Here is a 15,844-nt window from a genome sequence, read left to right on the forward strand (position 1 = left end):
AACCGATTGTTAAGGCTGTTCAGTCATTGCTTCCGCAACGCCGGGCAGAACGCCTGGTACGACGGAGGCAATTGTGCAGCAATTACTGAATGTCTGGATGGGACTGGATATCAAACGCCAGATAACGGTCGTAGCAGCGACCGTGGCGATGTTTTTGGCGATTCTGGCGATGTCGCGGGTCGTAACGGCGCCTACAATGACACTGCTTTATGCAGGGCTCGAAAACGGTGCGGCTGGTGATGTTGTGCGTGCGCTTGAGCAGCGGGGTGTGCCATTCGAGGTGCGTGGAGGATCAATTTTTGTCGACGCGCAAGAACGAGACCAGCTTCGACTGACCTTGGCAAGTGAAGGTTTGCCCGCAAACAGCAGTCAAGGCTACGAACTCTTGGACAACCTGTCCGGGTTCGGAACGACATCGCAGATGTTCGATGCCGCATATTGGCGTGCAAAAGAAGGCGAATTGGCACGTACAATTGTGGCCAGCCCGCATGTTTCAATGGCGCGCGTCCACATTGCCTCAACGGGATCAAATCCGTTTCAGCGCAGCGTCACGCCGACGGCATCCGTCGCAATAACCGCAAATGGAGGAGAGCTTTCCGCCCAACAGGCCAAGGCAATTCGCTTCCTGGTGGCGTCTGCGGTCGCCGGTCTTTCATCCGACGATGTTGCGGTCATCGATGCCAATGGAGCTGTCCTGGGTGCCGGTGATGAAGTCGCGCCCGCCAACGGTTCCAATGACAAGGCGCAGATACTTCGAGAACGGGTTGAACGGCTGCTGGAAGCGCGCGTTGGACCGGGAAATGCTGTGGTTGAGGTCAGTGTTGATACAGTCAACGCGACGGAAGAAATTCGTGAGCGTCGCTTTGATCCGCAGGAACGCGTTGTCATCAGCACGGACACCGAAGAGCGGACAAGCACCTCGAATGAGGCAGGCAACGGAGATGTCACTGTCGCCTCCAATCTGCCTGACGGTGAAGGGGCAGGCGGCGACAATTCGTCTTCGCAAAACTCCGAAACCCGGGAACGGATCAACTACGAAGTGTCTGAAACGGAACGGGCCATCGTCAAATCGGCGGGTGCGATTCGCCGGGTCACGGTCGCGGTCTTGGTCAACGACGCCGTCGCAGCAGAAGAGGAGGGCGTCGATACCGCCACTCGATCGCCAGAAGAATTGGATGCCTTGCGTGAACTGGTGGCCTCGGCAGTGGGGTATGATGAAAGCCGGGGTGACGTGATAACGATCAAGGCTATGGCGCTCCAACCGGTCTTGCCCCAAGGCACAACGGCTGAAACGTCACTGCTCGATGGTTTCCACCTTGATGTGATGTCCGCGATCCAGATGGCTATCCTTGCCATTGTCACCCTGATCCTTGGTTTGTTTGTCGTAAGACCAGTACTGACGCGCCCGCCTGTTAATGCTGATCCGGTTCCTGCACTGCCACCGGGTATGGCCACCAGCGGTTTTGAAAACACCGCACAGATTGGTGGGGAATCTGGCGAGCTTCCCGAGATCAACTTGGCGTCTGCACCCCAGATGCTACCGGATCTGCCCGCCATCGATGTGCCTCAGGAAACAAACATGCCCGCAGTTCTATCGGAGGATCCAGTGGACCGTTTGAGATCCATGATCGGGGAACGGCAGGAAGAAACCGTGGAAATCCTGCGCAGCTGGCTTGAAGAGGAGCGTGCGTAATGTCTGCCGCGCACTTGTTTCAGGACTTCGGGGAGGAAAAACCCAAACCGGCTGATGCGGAAGCTCTGCCATTGGAAGAAGTCGAGGATCAAAAGCTTGAAGCTTTTGAGAAGGGATTTCAGGCCGGCTGGGAAGACGCGGTGGCAGCGCAGTCCGAAACGCAGTCATTCGTGTCCAGCGATCTCGCATCCAGCCTGCAAAGCGCTTCGTTTGAATACCACGAACTGCGCGCAACAATGAGCGCGTCTGTCGAAACAATTGTCAAAAACATCACTGATGTAATTCTTCCGCAAATCGCGCAGGCCAGCCTTGGCGCGCATGTGCGTGAAAAAGCTCAGGCAATGGCCCGTGCCAGTCTGGACCGGCGCATTGAAATCGCCGTTGCACCCGACAGCGAAGCCGCAGTCCGCCGAGTTCTAGTGGATGAGATTCCAGAACCGTTTCTGTTGGTTACCGACAATTTGCTCGGCCCGTCTCAAGTGGTCTTGCGCACCGAGCGGATGGAAGCGGAGCTGGATCTAGAACGGACTGTCGCCGAAATATCGGATGCAGTTGCATCCTTCTTCGAAGTTCAATCCGCTGAGGTAAATGATGACTGAGACTCCTTCCACAAAGGCACTGGCATCGGACACGCACAATCCATTCACCGCTGTTCCGATCGAAATCACGGTATCCGTTGGCCGGGCCAGACCAATGATTCGAGACCTGGTTATGCTCGGATCCAATGCTGTTCTGACATTGGACAAGCGGGTGGATGATCCTGTTGACTTGTTTGTTGGCGACAAACTGATCGCACGTGGCACGCTGGAAGAAGCTGATGGTGACGACCAGGGTCAGCTCGTTGTCCGCTTGACCGAAATCCTTGATCTGGGCGCGGGCTTGTGACCCTGTGATGAGATGGGCAACGCTATTTTGTTTGCTTGCGCTGTCGCCAACAGCAGCGTTTGCTCAAGATATTGCCATATCGCTGGGTGACGACGCTTCACTCAGTGCGCGAACCTTGCAGCTTATCGCCTTGATTACAGTGCTCAGCCTTGCCCCGGGGCTGGCCATCATGGTGACTTGCTTCCCGTTTCTGGTGACAGTGCTATCCATTTTGCGTCAGGCGATCGGCTTGCAGCAATCCCCACCAAACATGCTGATCGTCAGCCTAGCGCTCTTCTTGACCTATTTCGTAATGGAACCGGTGTTTGTGGACGCATGGACAAATGGCTTGCGACCACTGGTCGATGAGCAGATCGCGCCGGATGCCGCATTTACCCGCACTTTGCAACCTTTCCGCATATTCATGGTGAGCCGACTGGATGCAGATACATTTACGGCGATGGCTGATCTTAGGCCGGACGCGCAAGGTGTGGCACTCAGTCCAGATGCTCCGCTATCGGTTTTGGTCCCGAGCTTCCTTCTGTCGGAGATTTCGCGGGCGTTTCAAGTCGGTTTCCTCATTTTTCTGCCATTCCTGATTATTGATCTGGTCGCGGCAGCTGTTCTGATGAGCATGGGTATGATGATGGTTCCTCCGGCAATTGTTTCGCTACCGTTCAAGCTCGCATTTTTCGTTATCGCAGACGGTTGGAGCCTCATTGCTGGCAGCTTGGTGCGCAGTTATTTTTGATCCTCCAGCTGAATTGCGTGTGGTGCTTGGCGGCCTCTGCCGTTTCAAAGTCAGACCATCGGAGCCCTGACGCCCGACGTCAGAACTTGGCGATTTTCGATTTGCCGAATGGTGCAGGGCTCGAAAACAAGCGGTGAACATGTCCGCTGTCTGCGTTGAGCGACATGCAGATGACGCCGCTGGAGCTGTGTTTTAACAACGCACCAAAAGCTCATCATTGATGACAAGTACATGTCGAGCAGAACCAGTTTCACATATCGCAATGGCTTGCGTCGGACATATGCGCCCTCGGAACACGGGCCGCATAAGACGGTCTACAATCGTCGGAAGCCCTGGAGTGATTGGGTGTCCCGCCCAAATAGTGGCGGATCTGGCTACCGAGCAAGACAAAGGAGAGGCGATAATGATCACGGTAACCTATTGCACGATCCACGGCACAGCGATCAGAACAGGTGCCGGAGAGAGCGGTTTAGTCGCCTTATTGTTCGAGCGAAGGGTGTGAAGAACGCGAGGTTGCATGCCATTTGTGATGGATGAAGCAGGTCCCGCATTGGTGGGAAAGACAATGACGAACATCGCTATCAAGTCTATGCAGAGTTGGGCAGGTCGGTGGGTGCGCTTGCACAAGAGCATCACATCACGTGAGAACTTGCCCAAGATATACATATGCTCGAGCATCGAAGCGATGATACAGACTGGATCCGAGAAGATTAAAAGACCGCAGTATGGTGCCTGCATCCTTGCTCGCAAGCTTGCTTTGCTCGCTCGCAAGCGCGGCCAAACGCGGCTCAATTGGATCGAAATCATGTTCGGAACGCTCGAAGACTGGCCGCGCATGGCAGAGGATCCGAAAGGTGTCGAATGGCCTTGCTCTCAGCACCGCCTTCGATGCAACCGTCATTCAATGGCTTTGAAACCCAACGAGCCCGAGCCCTGAAAGCCAGAGTTGTTTTGTAAGAGGTTGGGCTTTTTCAGTTTATGTCAGCCAAAAAGGCCACGTGCTGCAGGCAGCGAGGCGGTATCAAAGCTATCTGACGACAAACTCTGCATGCAACGCGCCGGCCGCTTTGATACTCTTCAGGATGTCGATCATGTCTCTTGGAGCAACGCCGAGCGCGTTCAGCCCCGCAATGACTTCTGAAAGAGAAGCGCCTTCGGGAACTTCGGCCAGTCCTGGTCCGTCGTCTTCCTGCAGGTCCACCGTGGTGCGCGGCACTATCACGGTTTGCCCGTCAGCAAATGGGTTGGGTTGGATCGCAAGCGGTTGTTCTTGAATGCGAAGCGTGAGATTGCCTTGTGACACCGCGACGCGGGAAATGCGCACGTCGTCGCCCATAACGATTGTTCCGGACCTCTGATCGACAACAACCCGCGCTTTACGTTCCGGTTCAACGGTGATGTTTTCGATACGTCCCAAAGCGTGCGCTGCTGAGCGCGCGCGCGTCTGAGCAATGTTCAGTGATACCGTTCCGGAATCCAGCATGGTTGCGACAGACCGTCTAAACTCATCATTGATGGCAGTTTCGATGCGGGCCGCTGTCGTGAAATCAGGGTCACGCAGCGCCAGGCGCATGTTTGTCAGGCTGCTCAATTCAAAGTCTATTTCCCGTTCGATTCTCGCGCCGGAGGGGATTACGCCAGAGGTCGGTACGCCCTGTGTCACGCGTGCGCCATCTCCCTCTGCCACAGCACCACCGGCAATGATCGTGCCTTGGGCCACAGCGTAAATCTCGCCATCAGCGGCGTTCATCGGCGTCATGACGAGAGTGCCACCGAGCAGGCTTTTGGCGTCACCAATTGCAGACACGGTGATGTCAATCTGAGCGCCACTGCGTGCGAACGGAGGCAACGTCGCAGTGACAATTACGGCCGCAACGTTTTTGGGACGGAATTGCTCACCGGTCACGTTGACGCCGAGACGCTCGAGTATGTTGGTCATGATGTCTTCGGTAAACGGTGCGTTCCGCAAACCGTCACCTGTTCCATCCAGTCCGACGACCAGCCCATAGCCGACCAGATCGTTGCCGCGCACGCCGTCAAAGTCGACCAGATCCTTTATCCGTACCGGGTTGGCCACGGCGGCCGTCCCCAAGGCGATGGCGAACAGGCAAATCAGAACACGGATCATCTGACGAAGTTTACCAGTGTCAGATCCGACATGCGGGCGGTAATCGTATAGAGGGACTGGAGCTGGAATTGGACTGCCTCCAATTGAGTTGCGGTGTCATACGGATCAGCTTGAAGCAAAGCGCCTTTGGCGAACTCGAGCGTGGTTTCTCGCGTGGCGTTCCGGGTCGCGATGGTGTCGATGCGCGCTTGTGCAGAGCCCAGGTTGCTCTGCGTTGCGGTGAGTTGATCCTTGGCCATGATCAATTCCGTCCCTGCCAACTCGAGAAGGTCCTGTTGGCTTTCGCTCGATAGGTCCAAGTTGTCGTCAGCCGCAAGAGCGGCCAGCGAGGTGCTTTTGAGTAGATCTCTGAAAACAGCCTGATCTGCTTTCAGGTCTACGAGGACCTGCTCGTCGTCAGCTATCTGGAAGGGTGCGATCGAACTGTCTGATCCCGAGTATGCGGCACTGCGGAACCCGGCCGGGTCGTCGAACCACTGAGTTACTGCCGCAATAATATCCTGCACGGTCGTATTGCCTGCCACGGCGGCGCGAAGGTCATCAAGAATGGTATCCGCGTCGATCAAAGCGGGGCCGTCCGTTGCAGCCCCGGCGAAGATGGAACGCCCCGCGCTTGAAGTATTCAGTGCGGACACAATCGTCTGGAATTCATTTGTCGCATCGACTGAAAGCTGATCCAGGACTGGTCCAACCGCGCTGGAAGAGACATTGAGAAGTGTGGTGCTCAGGGCGCCTGCGCTGGCATCCATTCGGTCAAGGGCGGTTTGCGCGCTTTCGGAAAATTGTGCTGCCTCTGACGTCGCGACCTTGTATGCGGACAGCGTGCGCATGTCTCCTTCAATGTCGGAGAGGTAGCTGACATTACCAGCCAGCACAGACTTGACATCACTGACCTGCCCACTCGCCAATTCTTCGTTCAGACGCGTCATCTCTGTTTTGAGAGCTGCGCTGCGACGCTGCAGAAGGAATGTCTGGGCAAGATCACCCAATCCATAAGTGTTCATTCTCTAGATCCTCATCAGGGCGTCGAACATTTCATCAACTGTCGAGATCACACGCGCATTTGCAGCATAGGCCTGTTCAAGGATCATGAGCGTCTGAATTTCAGCGTCCGTATCAACACCATTGGCCAATTCAATTTGTGCCAGCTCAACAGCTTGAGCTGACGCAAAAGACAGTTGCTGATCGGCCCGCAAGCGATCAGAACCAATTTGCGATGAAATACTGGCGACGATTCCATCCACACCCAAACCGGATGAGCCAAATGAACCGGACGCCTGAGGTTGTTTCGCCACCAGTACCTCCTTCAATGCGATCAGGAGTGTTCCATCGCCTGCATCGCCGGGGGCGGTTGCGCCCAATCCGTCTCTGATCCGCCAGGTTTCTGCACCTGCTTCCGGGTCGACCAGCGCATTCAAGCCAATACGATTCGCCAATCCGACTTCATCCGAGGGATCGAGCGCGTTGCCCGCGTCCGTGAACAATCCTGGGTCACCCGCAGCGAGGGTTGGATCCACCCCGCTGTCTTCGAAGCGACCGATCAGGTCGCGTGCGAGGGCGTCGATCTGTACCTGCGCTGCCGGTGCGATCTCATCGCGAATTTCAAATTGTGCGCCTAGTGTCCCGCCATGCAGACGCCCTCTGTCAGCGCTTGTGTTTACGGAGACCCCGTTCAGTGTCAGCCCGGACAATGTACCATCGCTCACCGACTGGTAGGCCGTGACCACGTTTGCCGGCTCAAAGCCGACTTCAACGGCGCGGCCTTCCAACAGGATGGCACCGCCCGTTGAATATAGCGCGACGGCCCCGTGATCTCGGGGGACGACGCGGATTGGGACCATTTCGCTGATCTCATCAATTATCAGTTGGCGCTGGTCCTGCAATGCGGACAGTTCGGTGCCCTTTTTGTTACTTGCGACGATGCGGGAGTTCAGCGTTTCAATATTTTTAAGTGCATCGTTCAGCCGCTGGACCTGTGCATCTATGCTGCGATCCGCTTGCGTGCGAGCATCCTCGATTCCCTGGGCTATGCCGTTGATCGATTTCGCAAGATCCTTTGCAGCAAAGGCCACGGAAGTCAGGCGTTCAGTCGCGTCCGGTCGGCTGGCTGCGGTGATGAGACTTTGTTCAAAATCTGCGACACGCGCTGCGAGCGATCCTGCGCTGTCGGGCGTGCCGATCAGGTCTTCGATCTTGGTTAGCGCCGACGTGGTTTCCGACCTGTACCCCGCCTCTGCCTCTGCCAGGCGTCGATCGTTGATCACCTGCTGGTCGACATGGCGCACTACGCCGTTGATCCTGACACCTATCGCCGCTCCGCTGGTATCGGACGAAATCGAAAGTGTCCGGCGTGCATAACCGGGGGTGTTGGCGTTTGCGATGTTGCTCGACACGATTTCCGAGCCGCGACTCGCGGCTCGAATTCCGGACATTGCAGAGTGTAGTGCGCTGGAAAGTGACATGTCGCCAAGCCCCGCTCTCAGTTGTGCCGATAGCTGTTATCAGCGTTTGATGTTTGTTGTTTCCTGCAGCATCTCATCCACGGTCTGGATCACCTTGGCGTTGGATGAGTAGGCGCGCTGCGTCTGGATCATTGCAGTCAGTTCACCAGCCACATCAACAGCGGATTCTTCCCGTGCATAAGACACGATATCGCCTGTCGGACCGTCACCGGCGTCCCAAAGGAAGAAGCTGCCGCTTTCTGGCGAGGGCAGGTAGGTCTGTTGGTCCAGAGCGACCATCCCATTGGGATTGGGGAGGTCTACAAGAGGGATCTGGTAGATCGTGCGGTTGATCCCCGTATCGAAAAATGCCGTTACAAATCCGTTGGCATCGACTTCGACATTGGTCATGTTTCCAACGGGCGAGCCGTCTTTCGAAATGGATACGGGTGCGAAGCTGTCAGACAGCTGCGTCAGGCCGTCGCTTTCACCCAACTGGCCGATGTTGATTTCAAGCGGTCCGCCCTCTGCAGTGATGACGATGTTGCCTGTGGCCGGGTCATATGCGCCGCCGCTGGTTGTTGTCACCGAAGCAAGCGTACCTCCCGCAGTTCTGCTGTCGTCGAAGGTCAGGACATATTCGCCAACCACTGCACCGTCGAGGGCGGAGTCGGTCAACTGCATCGTCCATTCATTGGATGTACCTGTTCCCGGAACGGTTGGGGTAAAGCTGATGTTGATGTTTTCGGATGTGCCAAGATTGTCGAAATACTCGACAGAAAGGTATTGCACGTCACCTGCAGACCCCGCATCCGTATCTGTCGCAGGCAAGTTCACACCCAGCGACAGCTTGGTTGTCGGTTCACCCGAAAACTGGTTCACGTTGATCTGAACAGGTTGCAAGCCGTCCGAAGTATCCCGCGGGAACGTTGGGACCGTGCCGTCGGGCTGAGCTGGCCAACCCATCAAGACAAGACCAGAATCAGAGCGCAGATATCCAGCTGCGTCCGTTCGGAAAGACCCGGTTGTTGTCAGGAACATTTGGTTGCTCCCGTTGGCCAGATTGACATCTGTGAGCTGCGCAACCGGCAGCATCCCGCGACCTCGCACGGCCAGGTCGGTCGCGTTTGATGTCGACACCAGTGAGCCGCGCTGATCAATCAACCGTTCTGTCGACGCGCGCACGCCGCCCGCGGAATAGGTCGCACCGTTCGAAGAGATCACCATTGACTGAAAATCAGTCTGAACCCGCTTGTAACCAAAGGTTGATGAATTCGCGATGTTGTCCGAGATAGACGCCAATCGCGTTGCATTTGCCTGTAGCCCTGCAACACCTGCATTGAGCGAGGAAGAAATCGTCATGGACACGCCTTTCTGCTGTACCAACCAAATTCGGTCAACAGATAGGCCCGCCGCCTTAACGTGCGGCTAACAGATAAAATCCAAGCTATTCCACACTCACTCTCGCAGAAAGATCACTTCGATCCGGTTGTTCCGCACGGCCATCGGATTCTTGACCGCTGCCTCGCGATCGGCATGTCCCGTGATCCGGGTCACACGTTCGGTCGCCACGCCTGTTTGCTTGAGCAACTTGCGCATCGCGTCTGCCCGGGCCACAGACATTTTCCAAGCTGCGCGGTCTGCAAGCACAATCGGTTCGGCCTGAACGTGACCTTCGACCGCGATGTCGTTTTCAACCGTGCGTGCCGCTTCGACTATCAACCGCGCAAGATCGCGCAGCAGTGACGTCGGTATGTCCGTCTCATCTTCAAAAAGAGGCGTGTCTTCCAGTGCGAACAACTCGATGACCAACCCTTCATCGGTCAGACGGGTTACGATGTGTTGTAACTCGTTGTCCATGACCTTGGTTTCACCGCCTTTGCCGAGCAGCTTCGCTTCCAGGGACTCAAACACCTCGTTCTGTTCGGCAGACGGATCGTCACCGTCCTGCCCGCCGATTTCACCACGGGCCTGTTTCGCCTCCGTGGGACGTTGCGAAGACGCGCCGGTTCCATTTTGCGGCAAGGTTACTTCTGAAAACACACTGTCACCGCCGAAAGCGCCATCGCCGCCACCGGAAATGCGATTGATCGGGATCGTCGGCGAGAAATAGTCGGCAATCCCCTTGCGTTGCTTTTCCGTCGTCGCATTCAAGAGCCACATCAACATGAAGAACGCCATCATCGCGGTCACGAAGTCCGCATAGGCCACCTTCCAGGCGCCGCCATGGTGGCCATCGCCGCCCGACACCTTTTTCTTCTTGATGATGATTGGCCGCGCATTGGCTTGCACGCTCATATCCCACACCTCGATTTTCACCCAGAGAAGGACGTAGCATGGGGCCAGTTACGGCGCTCTTAACGGTTCGAATTGTCGATATTCAGTGTCGACGTCTTGCACCTTACCCGGCCCGGTGCGCAGATGACGCATGAGCTTGTCACCGCATGATAGCAGCTATTCCTGGGTGCGCCTTGGCGTGACCCTGTTGATTGCGATGGTCGCAAATGTAGGCATGTGGGCGATCATCGTGATCATGCCGGCCGTCGAGGCCGAGTTCGGGGTCGGCCGAGCGGCTGCCAGCATGCCCTATACCCTGACCATGATCGGGTTTGCCGTGGGCAACTTTGTCGTGGGTCGGGCCGTGGATGTCTGGGGCGTCACGCGAGTTTTGATTGCCTGCGCGCTGGCGATTGCCGCGGGCTACGGGCTTGCGATGCTGAGTGGGTCGATCCTTGCACTGTCGCTGGCGCAACTGTTGATCGGACTTGGCACGTCGGTGGGGTTCGGGCCGTTGATCGCAGACATCTCGCACTGGTTTCTGAAGCGGCGCGGTATCGCCGTCGCCATCGCGGCGAGCGGCAACTACCTGTCAGGTGCGATCTGGCCGATCCTCTTGGCGGGCATCCTGGAGGATCAGGGCTGGCGTGCAGCCTATGCGGTGCTGGCTATCTCAACGCTGGTTGTGGTGATCCCCCTGGCCCTGATGTTGCGCCGCCAAGTGCCTGATACAGCGCATGAATTGGCCGAAGCGTCGTCAACCGCGAACGCCGCGTCCGTCGGGCTTTCGCCCCGGACCCTGGCATGGCTTTTGGGTCTGGCTGGGGTGGGCTGCTGCGTGGCGATGTCCATGCCGCAGGTTCATATCGTCAGCTACTGCGTGGACCTTGGCTACGGGCCTGCAGTGGGGGCCGAGATGCTGGCGCTGATGCTGCTGGGCGGTGTCGGTTCGCGGTTGGTGTCTGGGGTGCTGGCGGACCGGTTGGGGGGCGTGCGGACGCTGCTTTTGGGGTCGGTCCTGCAGTGCATTGCCTTGCTTTTGTATCTGCCGTCCGACGCCCTTGTGTCGCTTTACGTGGTGAGCCTGATCTTTGGCCTGAGCCAAGGCGGTATCGTGCCCAGCTACGCCATTATTGTGCGGGAATACATGCCCGCCCGAGAGGCGGGCGCGCGGGTCGGGTTCGTGATGATGGCCACGATCATGGGTATGGCGCTGGGCGGGTGGATGTCGGGGTGGATCTATGACGTGACCGGCAGCTACCAGATGGCGTTCTGGAACGGGATAGCCTGGAACGGTTTGAACATCGCGATCATGATTTGGCTGTTGTTCCGTGCCCGTCCGCAACACGTTCTGCGTCCGGTTTGAGGCACCGTACGCGCAACGGTTCTGTGCACCGTCTGGGCAATTTCTGCGAATTGCGCGTTAACGTCATAAAAACAAGGGGGATGGGCCTGTCACCCCCCGTGCACCATGCGTGCACCCCCTGTACACCGCCGCGGCGCAGCATTGGCGAAATAGCCGTGGTTAACGGTGCGCGCGGTGCCAAAGGTTGATGAAGGGTTAATCCGGCTGAACCGCGTCAATCGTAAGGCGGACGTGTCGTCCGCCCATGTCAGCTTTTGTCGGGGACCATGGGACCACTGAGGTGATCTTCGCCCCGTGCGCGGGCCAGTTCGATCTGCTTTTGGCGCTCACGAAAGCGGGCCTTGTCCTCGGTGCCGGTCTCGTCAATGCAGTGGTGACAACTGACGCCCGCCTCGTATTCCGGGCGCGACTGGTCGGCGGGAAGGATCGGGCGGCGGCAGGCGTGGCAGAGCTGGTGCGGGCCGACCTGCAAACCGTGGCCGACACTCACCCGTCCGTCGAAAACAAAACACTCGCCTTGCCACGTGCTCTCATTGACTGGCACCTCCTCAAGATATTTGAGGATACCGCCCTTGAGGTGGAACACATCCTCGATCCCCTGACCGAGCAGGTAGTTCGTGGACTTCTCACAGCGGATGCCGCCGGTGCAGAACATCGCCACCTTCTTGTTGTGGAAGCGGTGCTTGTTTTCCTCCCACCAGGCGGGAAACTCGCCAAAGCTGCGGGTGGCGGGGTCGATTGCGCCGTCGAAGGTCCCGATCGCGACCTCGTAATCGTTGCGCGTGTCGATGACGGCGACATCCTCGCGCCCGATCAGGTCGTTCCAATCGGTGGGGTCGACATAGTGACCCACGCGGGCTTCCGGATCGACATCCGGCTGGCCCATGGTCACGATCTCTCGCTTCAGCCGCACCTTCATCTTGCCGAATGGGGGCGTATCGCTGGTGCTTTCCTTCCACTCCAGATCGGCGCAGCCGGGCAAGGCGCGGATATGAGCGAGGGCCGCGTCGATACCGGCGCGCGGGCCTGCGATGGTGCCGTTGATCCCCTCAGGGGCCAGTAGAAGGGTGCCTTTGACGCCCGCATTGCAGCACAGCTTGGCCAGCGGTCCCTTGATCGCGGCGGGATCGTTGAAGCGTGTGAAGTGGTAGAGGGCGGCGATGGTGTACATGGGCGCGAGATAGGCGATGGGTGTGCCCTTGCGCAAGGGGGCGGGCGGGTGTCACAAGGCAGCTATGCAAAGCAGGAGGCTCACGCCATGACCCGTGCCCTGATCGTGATCGACGTCCAGAACGACTTTTGCCCCGGCGGCGCGCTGGCCGTGCCGGAGGGCGACGTGATCGTGCCGGGCATCAACGCGCTGATGGCGGAGTTCGAGGCCGTCGTGCTGACGCAGGATTGGCATCCGGCGGGGCATTCGTCGTTCGCATCGTCGCATGAGGGCAAAGGCCCATATGACATGATCGACATGCCCTACGGGCCGCAGGTGCTGTGGCCGGATCATTGCGTACAGGGAACGGATGGGGCCGATTTTCACGCGGACCTGAATGCAGACCGGGCCGATATGATCGTGCGCAAGGGCTATCGGCCCGCCATCGACAGCTATTCCGCGTTCTTCGAAAATGATCAGAAGACGCCGACAGGGCTGGATGGCTATCTGCGCACGCGGGGCATCACGGATCTGACCATGGTGGGGTTGGCGACGGATTTCTGCGTGAACTTCTCTGCCGTGGATGCGGCGAAGCTGGGGTTCACGGTCGATGTGCGGATGGATTTGTGTCGGGCGATTGATTTGGACGGATCATTGGTTGCTGCGACCGAGGGGATGACCGGCGCGGGCGTCAAACTGGCCTGACTTGCCCCCACCCGCCAAGGTAGGGCACAACGGGGCCAGCCGTTCAAGGAAGCCTGCATATGGTCGACATCGCCACCCGTGTCTGGAACCACAAATGGAAGATCGACCCCATCGTGCGGTCGCTCATCGATACGGATTTCTACAAGCTGCTCATGTGCCAGTCGGTGTTTCGGAACAAGCCGGACACGCAGGTGACGTTTTCGCTGATCAACAGGTCGAAGCACGTGCCGCTGGCCAAGTTGATCGATGAGGGGGAGTTGCGGGAGCAGCTCGATCACATTCGCTCGCTGTCCCTCCGCCGGGGCGAGAGCACGTGGATGCGCGGTAACACGTTCTATGGCAAGCGGCAGATGTTCACGCCCGAGTTCATGGACTGGTTCGAGGCGCTGCGCCTGCCTGCCTATCATCTGGAGCGGCGGGACGATCAGTATGAACTGACCTTTGAAGGGTCATGGCCCGAGGTGATGCTGTGGGAAATCCCGGCTTTGGCCGTGCTGATGGAGTTGCGTGGGCGGGCCGTGCTGAACGAGATGGGCAAGTTTGAGCTTCAGGTCCTCTATGCCCGTGCGATGACAAAGCTGTGGGAAAAGATCGAGAAGCTGCGGCAGGAGAACGGGCCGCGCGTGGCTGACTTTGGTACGCGGCGGCGGCATTCCTTCCTTTGGCAGGACTGGTGTGTGCAGGCCATGGGCGAGGGGCTGGGGGCGCAATTCGCAGGTACGTCGAATTGCCTGATCGCGAAGAACCGCGATCTGGAGGCCATTGGGACAAATGCGCATGAGTTGCCCATGGTGTATTCCGCCCTGGCCCAGTCCGATGCCGATCTGGCGCGTGCGCCCTATGACGTGCTGAGCGACTGGCATGACGAGCATGAAGGGAACCTGCGGATCATCCTGCCGGATACATATGGCACCGAAGGGTTCCTGAAGCGCGCGCCCGACTGGCTGGCGGGCTGGACCGGCATTCGGATCGACAGCGGCGACCCGGCCACAGGGGCCGAGGTGGCGATCAAGTGGTGGCAGGAAAGGGGAGAAGATCCGCGCGAGAAGCTGGTGATCTTTTCCGACGGGCTGGATGCGGACAAGATTGTCGAGTTGCATCAGCAGTTTGCGGGGCGGGTGAAGGTGTCGTTCGGTTGGGGCACGATGCTGACCAACGATTTCAAAGGGCTCGCGCCCGATGACCAGTTGGCGCCGTTTTCGCTGGTCTGCAAGGCGGTGTCGGCAAATGGGTTTCCGACGGTCAAGCTGTCTGACAACCCGAAAAAGGCGATGGGGCCCAAGGCCGAGATCGAACGCTACAAGCGCGTCTTCGGCGTTGGGGAGCAGAAAGAGATGGAAGTTCTGGTCTGATCGACCGTCTTTCGCAATTTTAGAAACAATAGCCTAATTTCAGCCGCATTTGTTTCCTACCGCTTTGCGCAAACGAGAAAAGCAAAGCAGGTACGACTGAAATGCACCCTAAATCCATGACCGTTACGGTCGCGCTTCTGGCCCTTCTGACAGGCTGTGCGGCACCAATGACCGACGCAGTGACCCGGCTGGACAATACGATGGCGTTTGCTGCGAGCGTCGATCGCGAAGAGCTTCAGCATCAGGCCGACGCCTTGTCGCGCATGGCGCGTGATCTGGAACGCCGGTCGCGGATCAAGGGGGCAGTCACGGGTGCTGCGGTCGGGTGCGGCCTTGTGCTGGTGTCGGGGTCCAATGCGGGGAAATGCGTGACGGGTGCTGCGGCCGGTGGCGCGATTGGCGCCGTTGTCGGGCATCATGCGGGCCAACGTCAGGTTCAGAAACGGGTCGACCTCGTGTCGGCCAATGCGCTGGTGCGCAGCCTGCGTGGGATGACGGACCAGATGGATGCGATCACCGTGTCATTGCCCGAATTGCTGCGGGAACAGGATGCCGAATTGGCTGATCTTGCGATGCGCCGCGATGCGGGCGCGTTGTCGGACGCGGAGTATGAGGCCGGAGTGGATGCCATTCGCCTGAGCCGCGCCGAACTTGCTGCTGCGCTGAGCGCGAGCGAGGACACGGCGCGCCGTGCTCGGGCCAACATGGACGAGGCGGCGCAGCAGGGGCAAACCGGTTTGGACTGGCACATGCTGACAACCGACGCCCTGGTGCGTGAGGCGCATTCGGCGCGGTCCAGCATTAACCTTTTGAGCTAGATCGGCACGGCAACGCCATGGCTTTTGTCCTCAATTCGCGAACATTCACCGTAAAATTGCCAAGATTGAGCGTGATACTGATCACAATAACCAAGCAACTATTGAATCGAGCAGACACATGAAACGTATTCAGTTCGCCTTTGTATTGGCAGCCCTTACCACCGTCGCAGCGTGCGGCGGTTCAAATCATTATGTGACGCGCGGTGACAGCGTGCCGATGAGCTTTGCGCCCTATGCGCAGGGCTACGACGACACCACGTCGCAACGCGCCGCCATCGACCTTCTGTCGTTGGGCTGAA

Annotated in this window: 15 protein-coding genes; 9 read left to right on the top strand and 6 right to left on the bottom strand. The window is 58.1% G+C overall.

What is annotated here, in order from left to right:
* Nucleotides 1-73: 73 nt before the first annotated feature.
* Genes fliF through fliP form a run of 4 tightly spaced genes read left to right on the top strand, consistent with a single transcriptional unit; the run spans nucleotide 74 to nucleotide 3,308 of the window.
* Nucleotides 74-1,693, top strand: coding sequence for a flagellar basal-body MS-ring/collar protein FliF (fliF, locus tag KUV51_RS11555; protein ID WP_222521775.1), 1,620 nt, complete (start codon nucleotides 74-76; stop codon nucleotides 1,691-1,693).
* Entirely contained in the window at nucleotides 1,693-2,292 is a 600-nt protein-coding gene (locus KUV51_RS11560; protein WP_222521776.1) for a hypothetical protein, read from the top strand. Before fliF ends, KUV51_RS11560 begins: the two co-directional genes overlap by 1 nt.
* Complete coding sequence (locus tag KUV51_RS11565) at nucleotides 2,285-2,578, top strand: FliM/FliN family flagellar motor switch protein (RefSeq protein ID WP_222521955.1); 294 nt, start codon at nucleotides 2,285-2,287, stop codon at nucleotides 2,576-2,578. Before KUV51_RS11560 ends, KUV51_RS11565 begins: the two co-directional genes overlap by 8 nt.
* A 7-nt stretch (nucleotides 2,579-2,585) precedes the next feature.
* Complete coding sequence (fliP, locus tag KUV51_RS11570; protein WP_222521777.1) at nucleotides 2,586-3,308, top strand: flagellar type III secretion system pore protein FliP; 723 nt, start codon at nucleotides 2,586-2,588, stop codon at nucleotides 3,306-3,308.
* A gap of 1,027 nt (nucleotides 3,309-4,335) precedes the next feature.
* Here fliP and KUV51_RS11575 read toward each other — a convergent pair.
* The 5 genes from KUV51_RS11575 to KUV51_RS11595 all read right to left on the bottom strand — a co-directional run bounded on the left by KUV51_RS11575 (nucleotide 4,336) and on the right by KUV51_RS11595 (nucleotide 10,175).
* Entirely contained in the window at nucleotides 4,336-5,436 is a 1,101-nt protein-coding gene (locus KUV51_RS11575) for a flagellar basal body P-ring protein FlgI (RefSeq protein WP_222521778.1), read from the bottom strand.
* A complete protein-coding gene (locus KUV51_RS11580; protein WP_222521779.1) occupies nucleotides 5,433-6,440 on the bottom strand; it encodes a flagellin in 1,008 nt (335 codons plus the stop codon). Before KUV51_RS11580 ends, KUV51_RS11575 begins: the two co-directional genes overlap by 4 nt.
* A gap of 3 nt (nucleotides 6,441-6,443) precedes the next feature.
* The gene (gene flgK, locus KUV51_RS11585) at nucleotides 6,444-7,898 is read right to left on the bottom strand and encodes a flagellar hook-associated protein FlgK (RefSeq protein WP_222521780.1); all 1,455 of its coding nucleotides are present in this window, start codon (nucleotides 7,896-7,898) and stop codon (nucleotides 6,444-6,446) included.
* 39 nt (nucleotides 7,899-7,937) lie between these two features.
* Nucleotides 7,938-9,239, bottom strand: coding sequence for a flagellar hook protein FlgE (locus KUV51_RS11590; protein ID WP_222521781.1), 1,302 nt, complete (start codon nucleotides 9,237-9,239; stop codon nucleotides 7,938-7,940).
* A gap of 96 nt (nucleotides 9,240-9,335) precedes the next feature.
* The gene (locus KUV51_RS11595) at nucleotides 9,336-10,175 is read right to left on the bottom strand and encodes a flagellar motor protein MotB (RefSeq protein WP_222521782.1); all 840 of its coding nucleotides are present in this window, start codon (nucleotides 10,173-10,175) and stop codon (nucleotides 9,336-9,338) included.
* Between the two features lie 130 nt (nucleotides 10,176-10,305).
* On the opposite strand from KUV51_RS11595, the gene KUV51_RS11600 reads away from it, so the two are divergent.
* Entirely contained in the window at nucleotides 10,306-11,520 is a 1,215-nt protein-coding gene (locus tag KUV51_RS11600; protein ID WP_222521783.1) for an MFS transporter, read from the top strand.
* A 247-nt stretch (nucleotides 11,521-11,767) separates the two neighbouring features.
* Here the strand turns inward: KUV51_RS11600 and KUV51_RS11605 are convergent, their stop codons facing one another.
* Nucleotides 11,768-12,691 (bottom strand): rhodanese-related sulfurtransferase, encoded by a 924-nt coding sequence (locus KUV51_RS11605; RefSeq protein WP_222521956.1) that lies wholly within the window; start codon nucleotides 12,689-12,691, stop codon nucleotides 11,768-11,770.
* A gap of 87 nt (nucleotides 12,692-12,778) precedes the next feature.
* Between KUV51_RS11605 and pncA the strand changes: the two genes are divergently transcribed.
* The 4 genes from pncA to KUV51_RS11625 all read left to right on the top strand — a co-directional run bounded on the left by pncA (nucleotide 12,779) and on the right by KUV51_RS11625 (nucleotide 15,843).
* A complete protein-coding gene (gene pncA / locus KUV51_RS11610) occupies nucleotides 12,779-13,375 on the top strand; it encodes a bifunctional nicotinamidase/pyrazinamidase (RefSeq protein ID WP_222521784.1) in 597 nt (198 codons plus the stop codon).
* 59 nt (nucleotides 13,376-13,434) lie between these two features.
* Complete coding sequence (gene pncB, locus KUV51_RS11615) at nucleotides 13,435-14,727, top strand: nicotinate phosphoribosyltransferase (RefSeq protein ID WP_222521785.1); 1,293 nt, start codon at nucleotides 13,435-13,437, stop codon at nucleotides 14,725-14,727.
* A gap of 116 nt (nucleotides 14,728-14,843) precedes the next feature.
* Complete coding sequence (locus KUV51_RS11620) at nucleotides 14,844-15,545, top strand: hypothetical protein (RefSeq protein WP_222521786.1); 702 nt, start codon at nucleotides 14,844-14,846, stop codon at nucleotides 15,543-15,545.
* Between the two features lie 118 nt (nucleotides 15,546-15,663).
* Nucleotides 15,664-15,843, top strand: a complete 180-nt coding sequence (locus KUV51_RS11625; RefSeq protein ID WP_222521787.1) for a hypothetical protein — start codon at nucleotides 15,664-15,666, stop codon at nucleotides 15,841-15,843.
* Nucleotide 15,844: the final 1 nt, after the last annotated feature.

The organism is Tateyamaria omphalii, from assembly GCF_019802125.1.
Taxonomy (GTDB): domain Bacteria; phylum Pseudomonadota; class Alphaproteobacteria; order Rhodobacterales; family Rhodobacteraceae; genus Tateyamaria; species Tateyamaria omphalii_B.

Coding starts and splice junctions, on each gene's coding strand:
- KUV51_RS11560 (WP_222521776.1), top strand. CDS start 1,693: ATGTCTGCCGCGCACTTGTTTCAGGACTTCGGGGAGGAAAAACCCAAA.
- KUV51_RS11565 (WP_222521955.1), top strand. CDS start 2,285: ATGACTGAGACTCCTTCCACAAAGGCACTGGCATCGGACACGCACAAT.
- fliP (WP_222521777.1), top strand. CDS start 2,586: ATGAGATGGGCAACGCTATTTTGTTTGCTTGCGCTGTCGCCAACAGCA.
- KUV51_RS11575 (WP_222521778.1), bottom strand. CDS start 5,436: ATGATCCGTGTTCTGATTTGCCTGTTCGCCATCGCCTTGGGGACGGCC.
- KUV51_RS11580 (WP_222521779.1), bottom strand. CDS start 6,440: ATGAACACTTATGGATTGGGTGATCTTGCCCAGACATTCCTTCTGCAG.
- flgK (WP_222521780.1), bottom strand. CDS start 7,898: ATGTCACTTTCCAGCGCACTACACTCTGCAATGTCCGGAATTCGAGCC.
- KUV51_RS11590 (WP_222521781.1), bottom strand. CDS start 9,239: ATGACGATTTCTTCCTCGCTCAATGCAGGTGTTGCAGGGCTACAGGCA.
- KUV51_RS11595 (WP_222521782.1), bottom strand. CDS start 10,175: ATGAGCGTGCAAGCCAATGCGCGGCCAATCATCATCAAGAAGAAAAAG.
- KUV51_RS11600 (WP_222521783.1), top strand. CDS start 10,306: ATGAGCTTGTCACCGCATGATAGCAGCTATTCCTGGGTGCGCCTTGGC.
- KUV51_RS11605 (WP_222521956.1), bottom strand. CDS start 12,691: ATGTACACCATCGCCGCCCTCTACCACTTCACACGCTTCAACGATCCC.
- pncA (WP_222521784.1), top strand. CDS start 12,779: ATGACCCGTGCCCTGATCGTGATCGACGTCCAGAACGACTTTTGCCCC.
- pncB (WP_222521785.1), top strand. CDS start 13,435: ATGGTCGACATCGCCACCCGTGTCTGGAACCACAAATGGAAGATCGAC.
- KUV51_RS11620 (WP_222521786.1), top strand. CDS start 14,844: ATGACCGTTACGGTCGCGCTTCTGGCCCTTCTGACAGGCTGTGCGGCA.
- KUV51_RS11625 (WP_222521787.1), top strand. CDS start 15,664: ATGAAACGTATTCAGTTCGCCTTTGTATTGGCAGCCCTTACCACCGTC.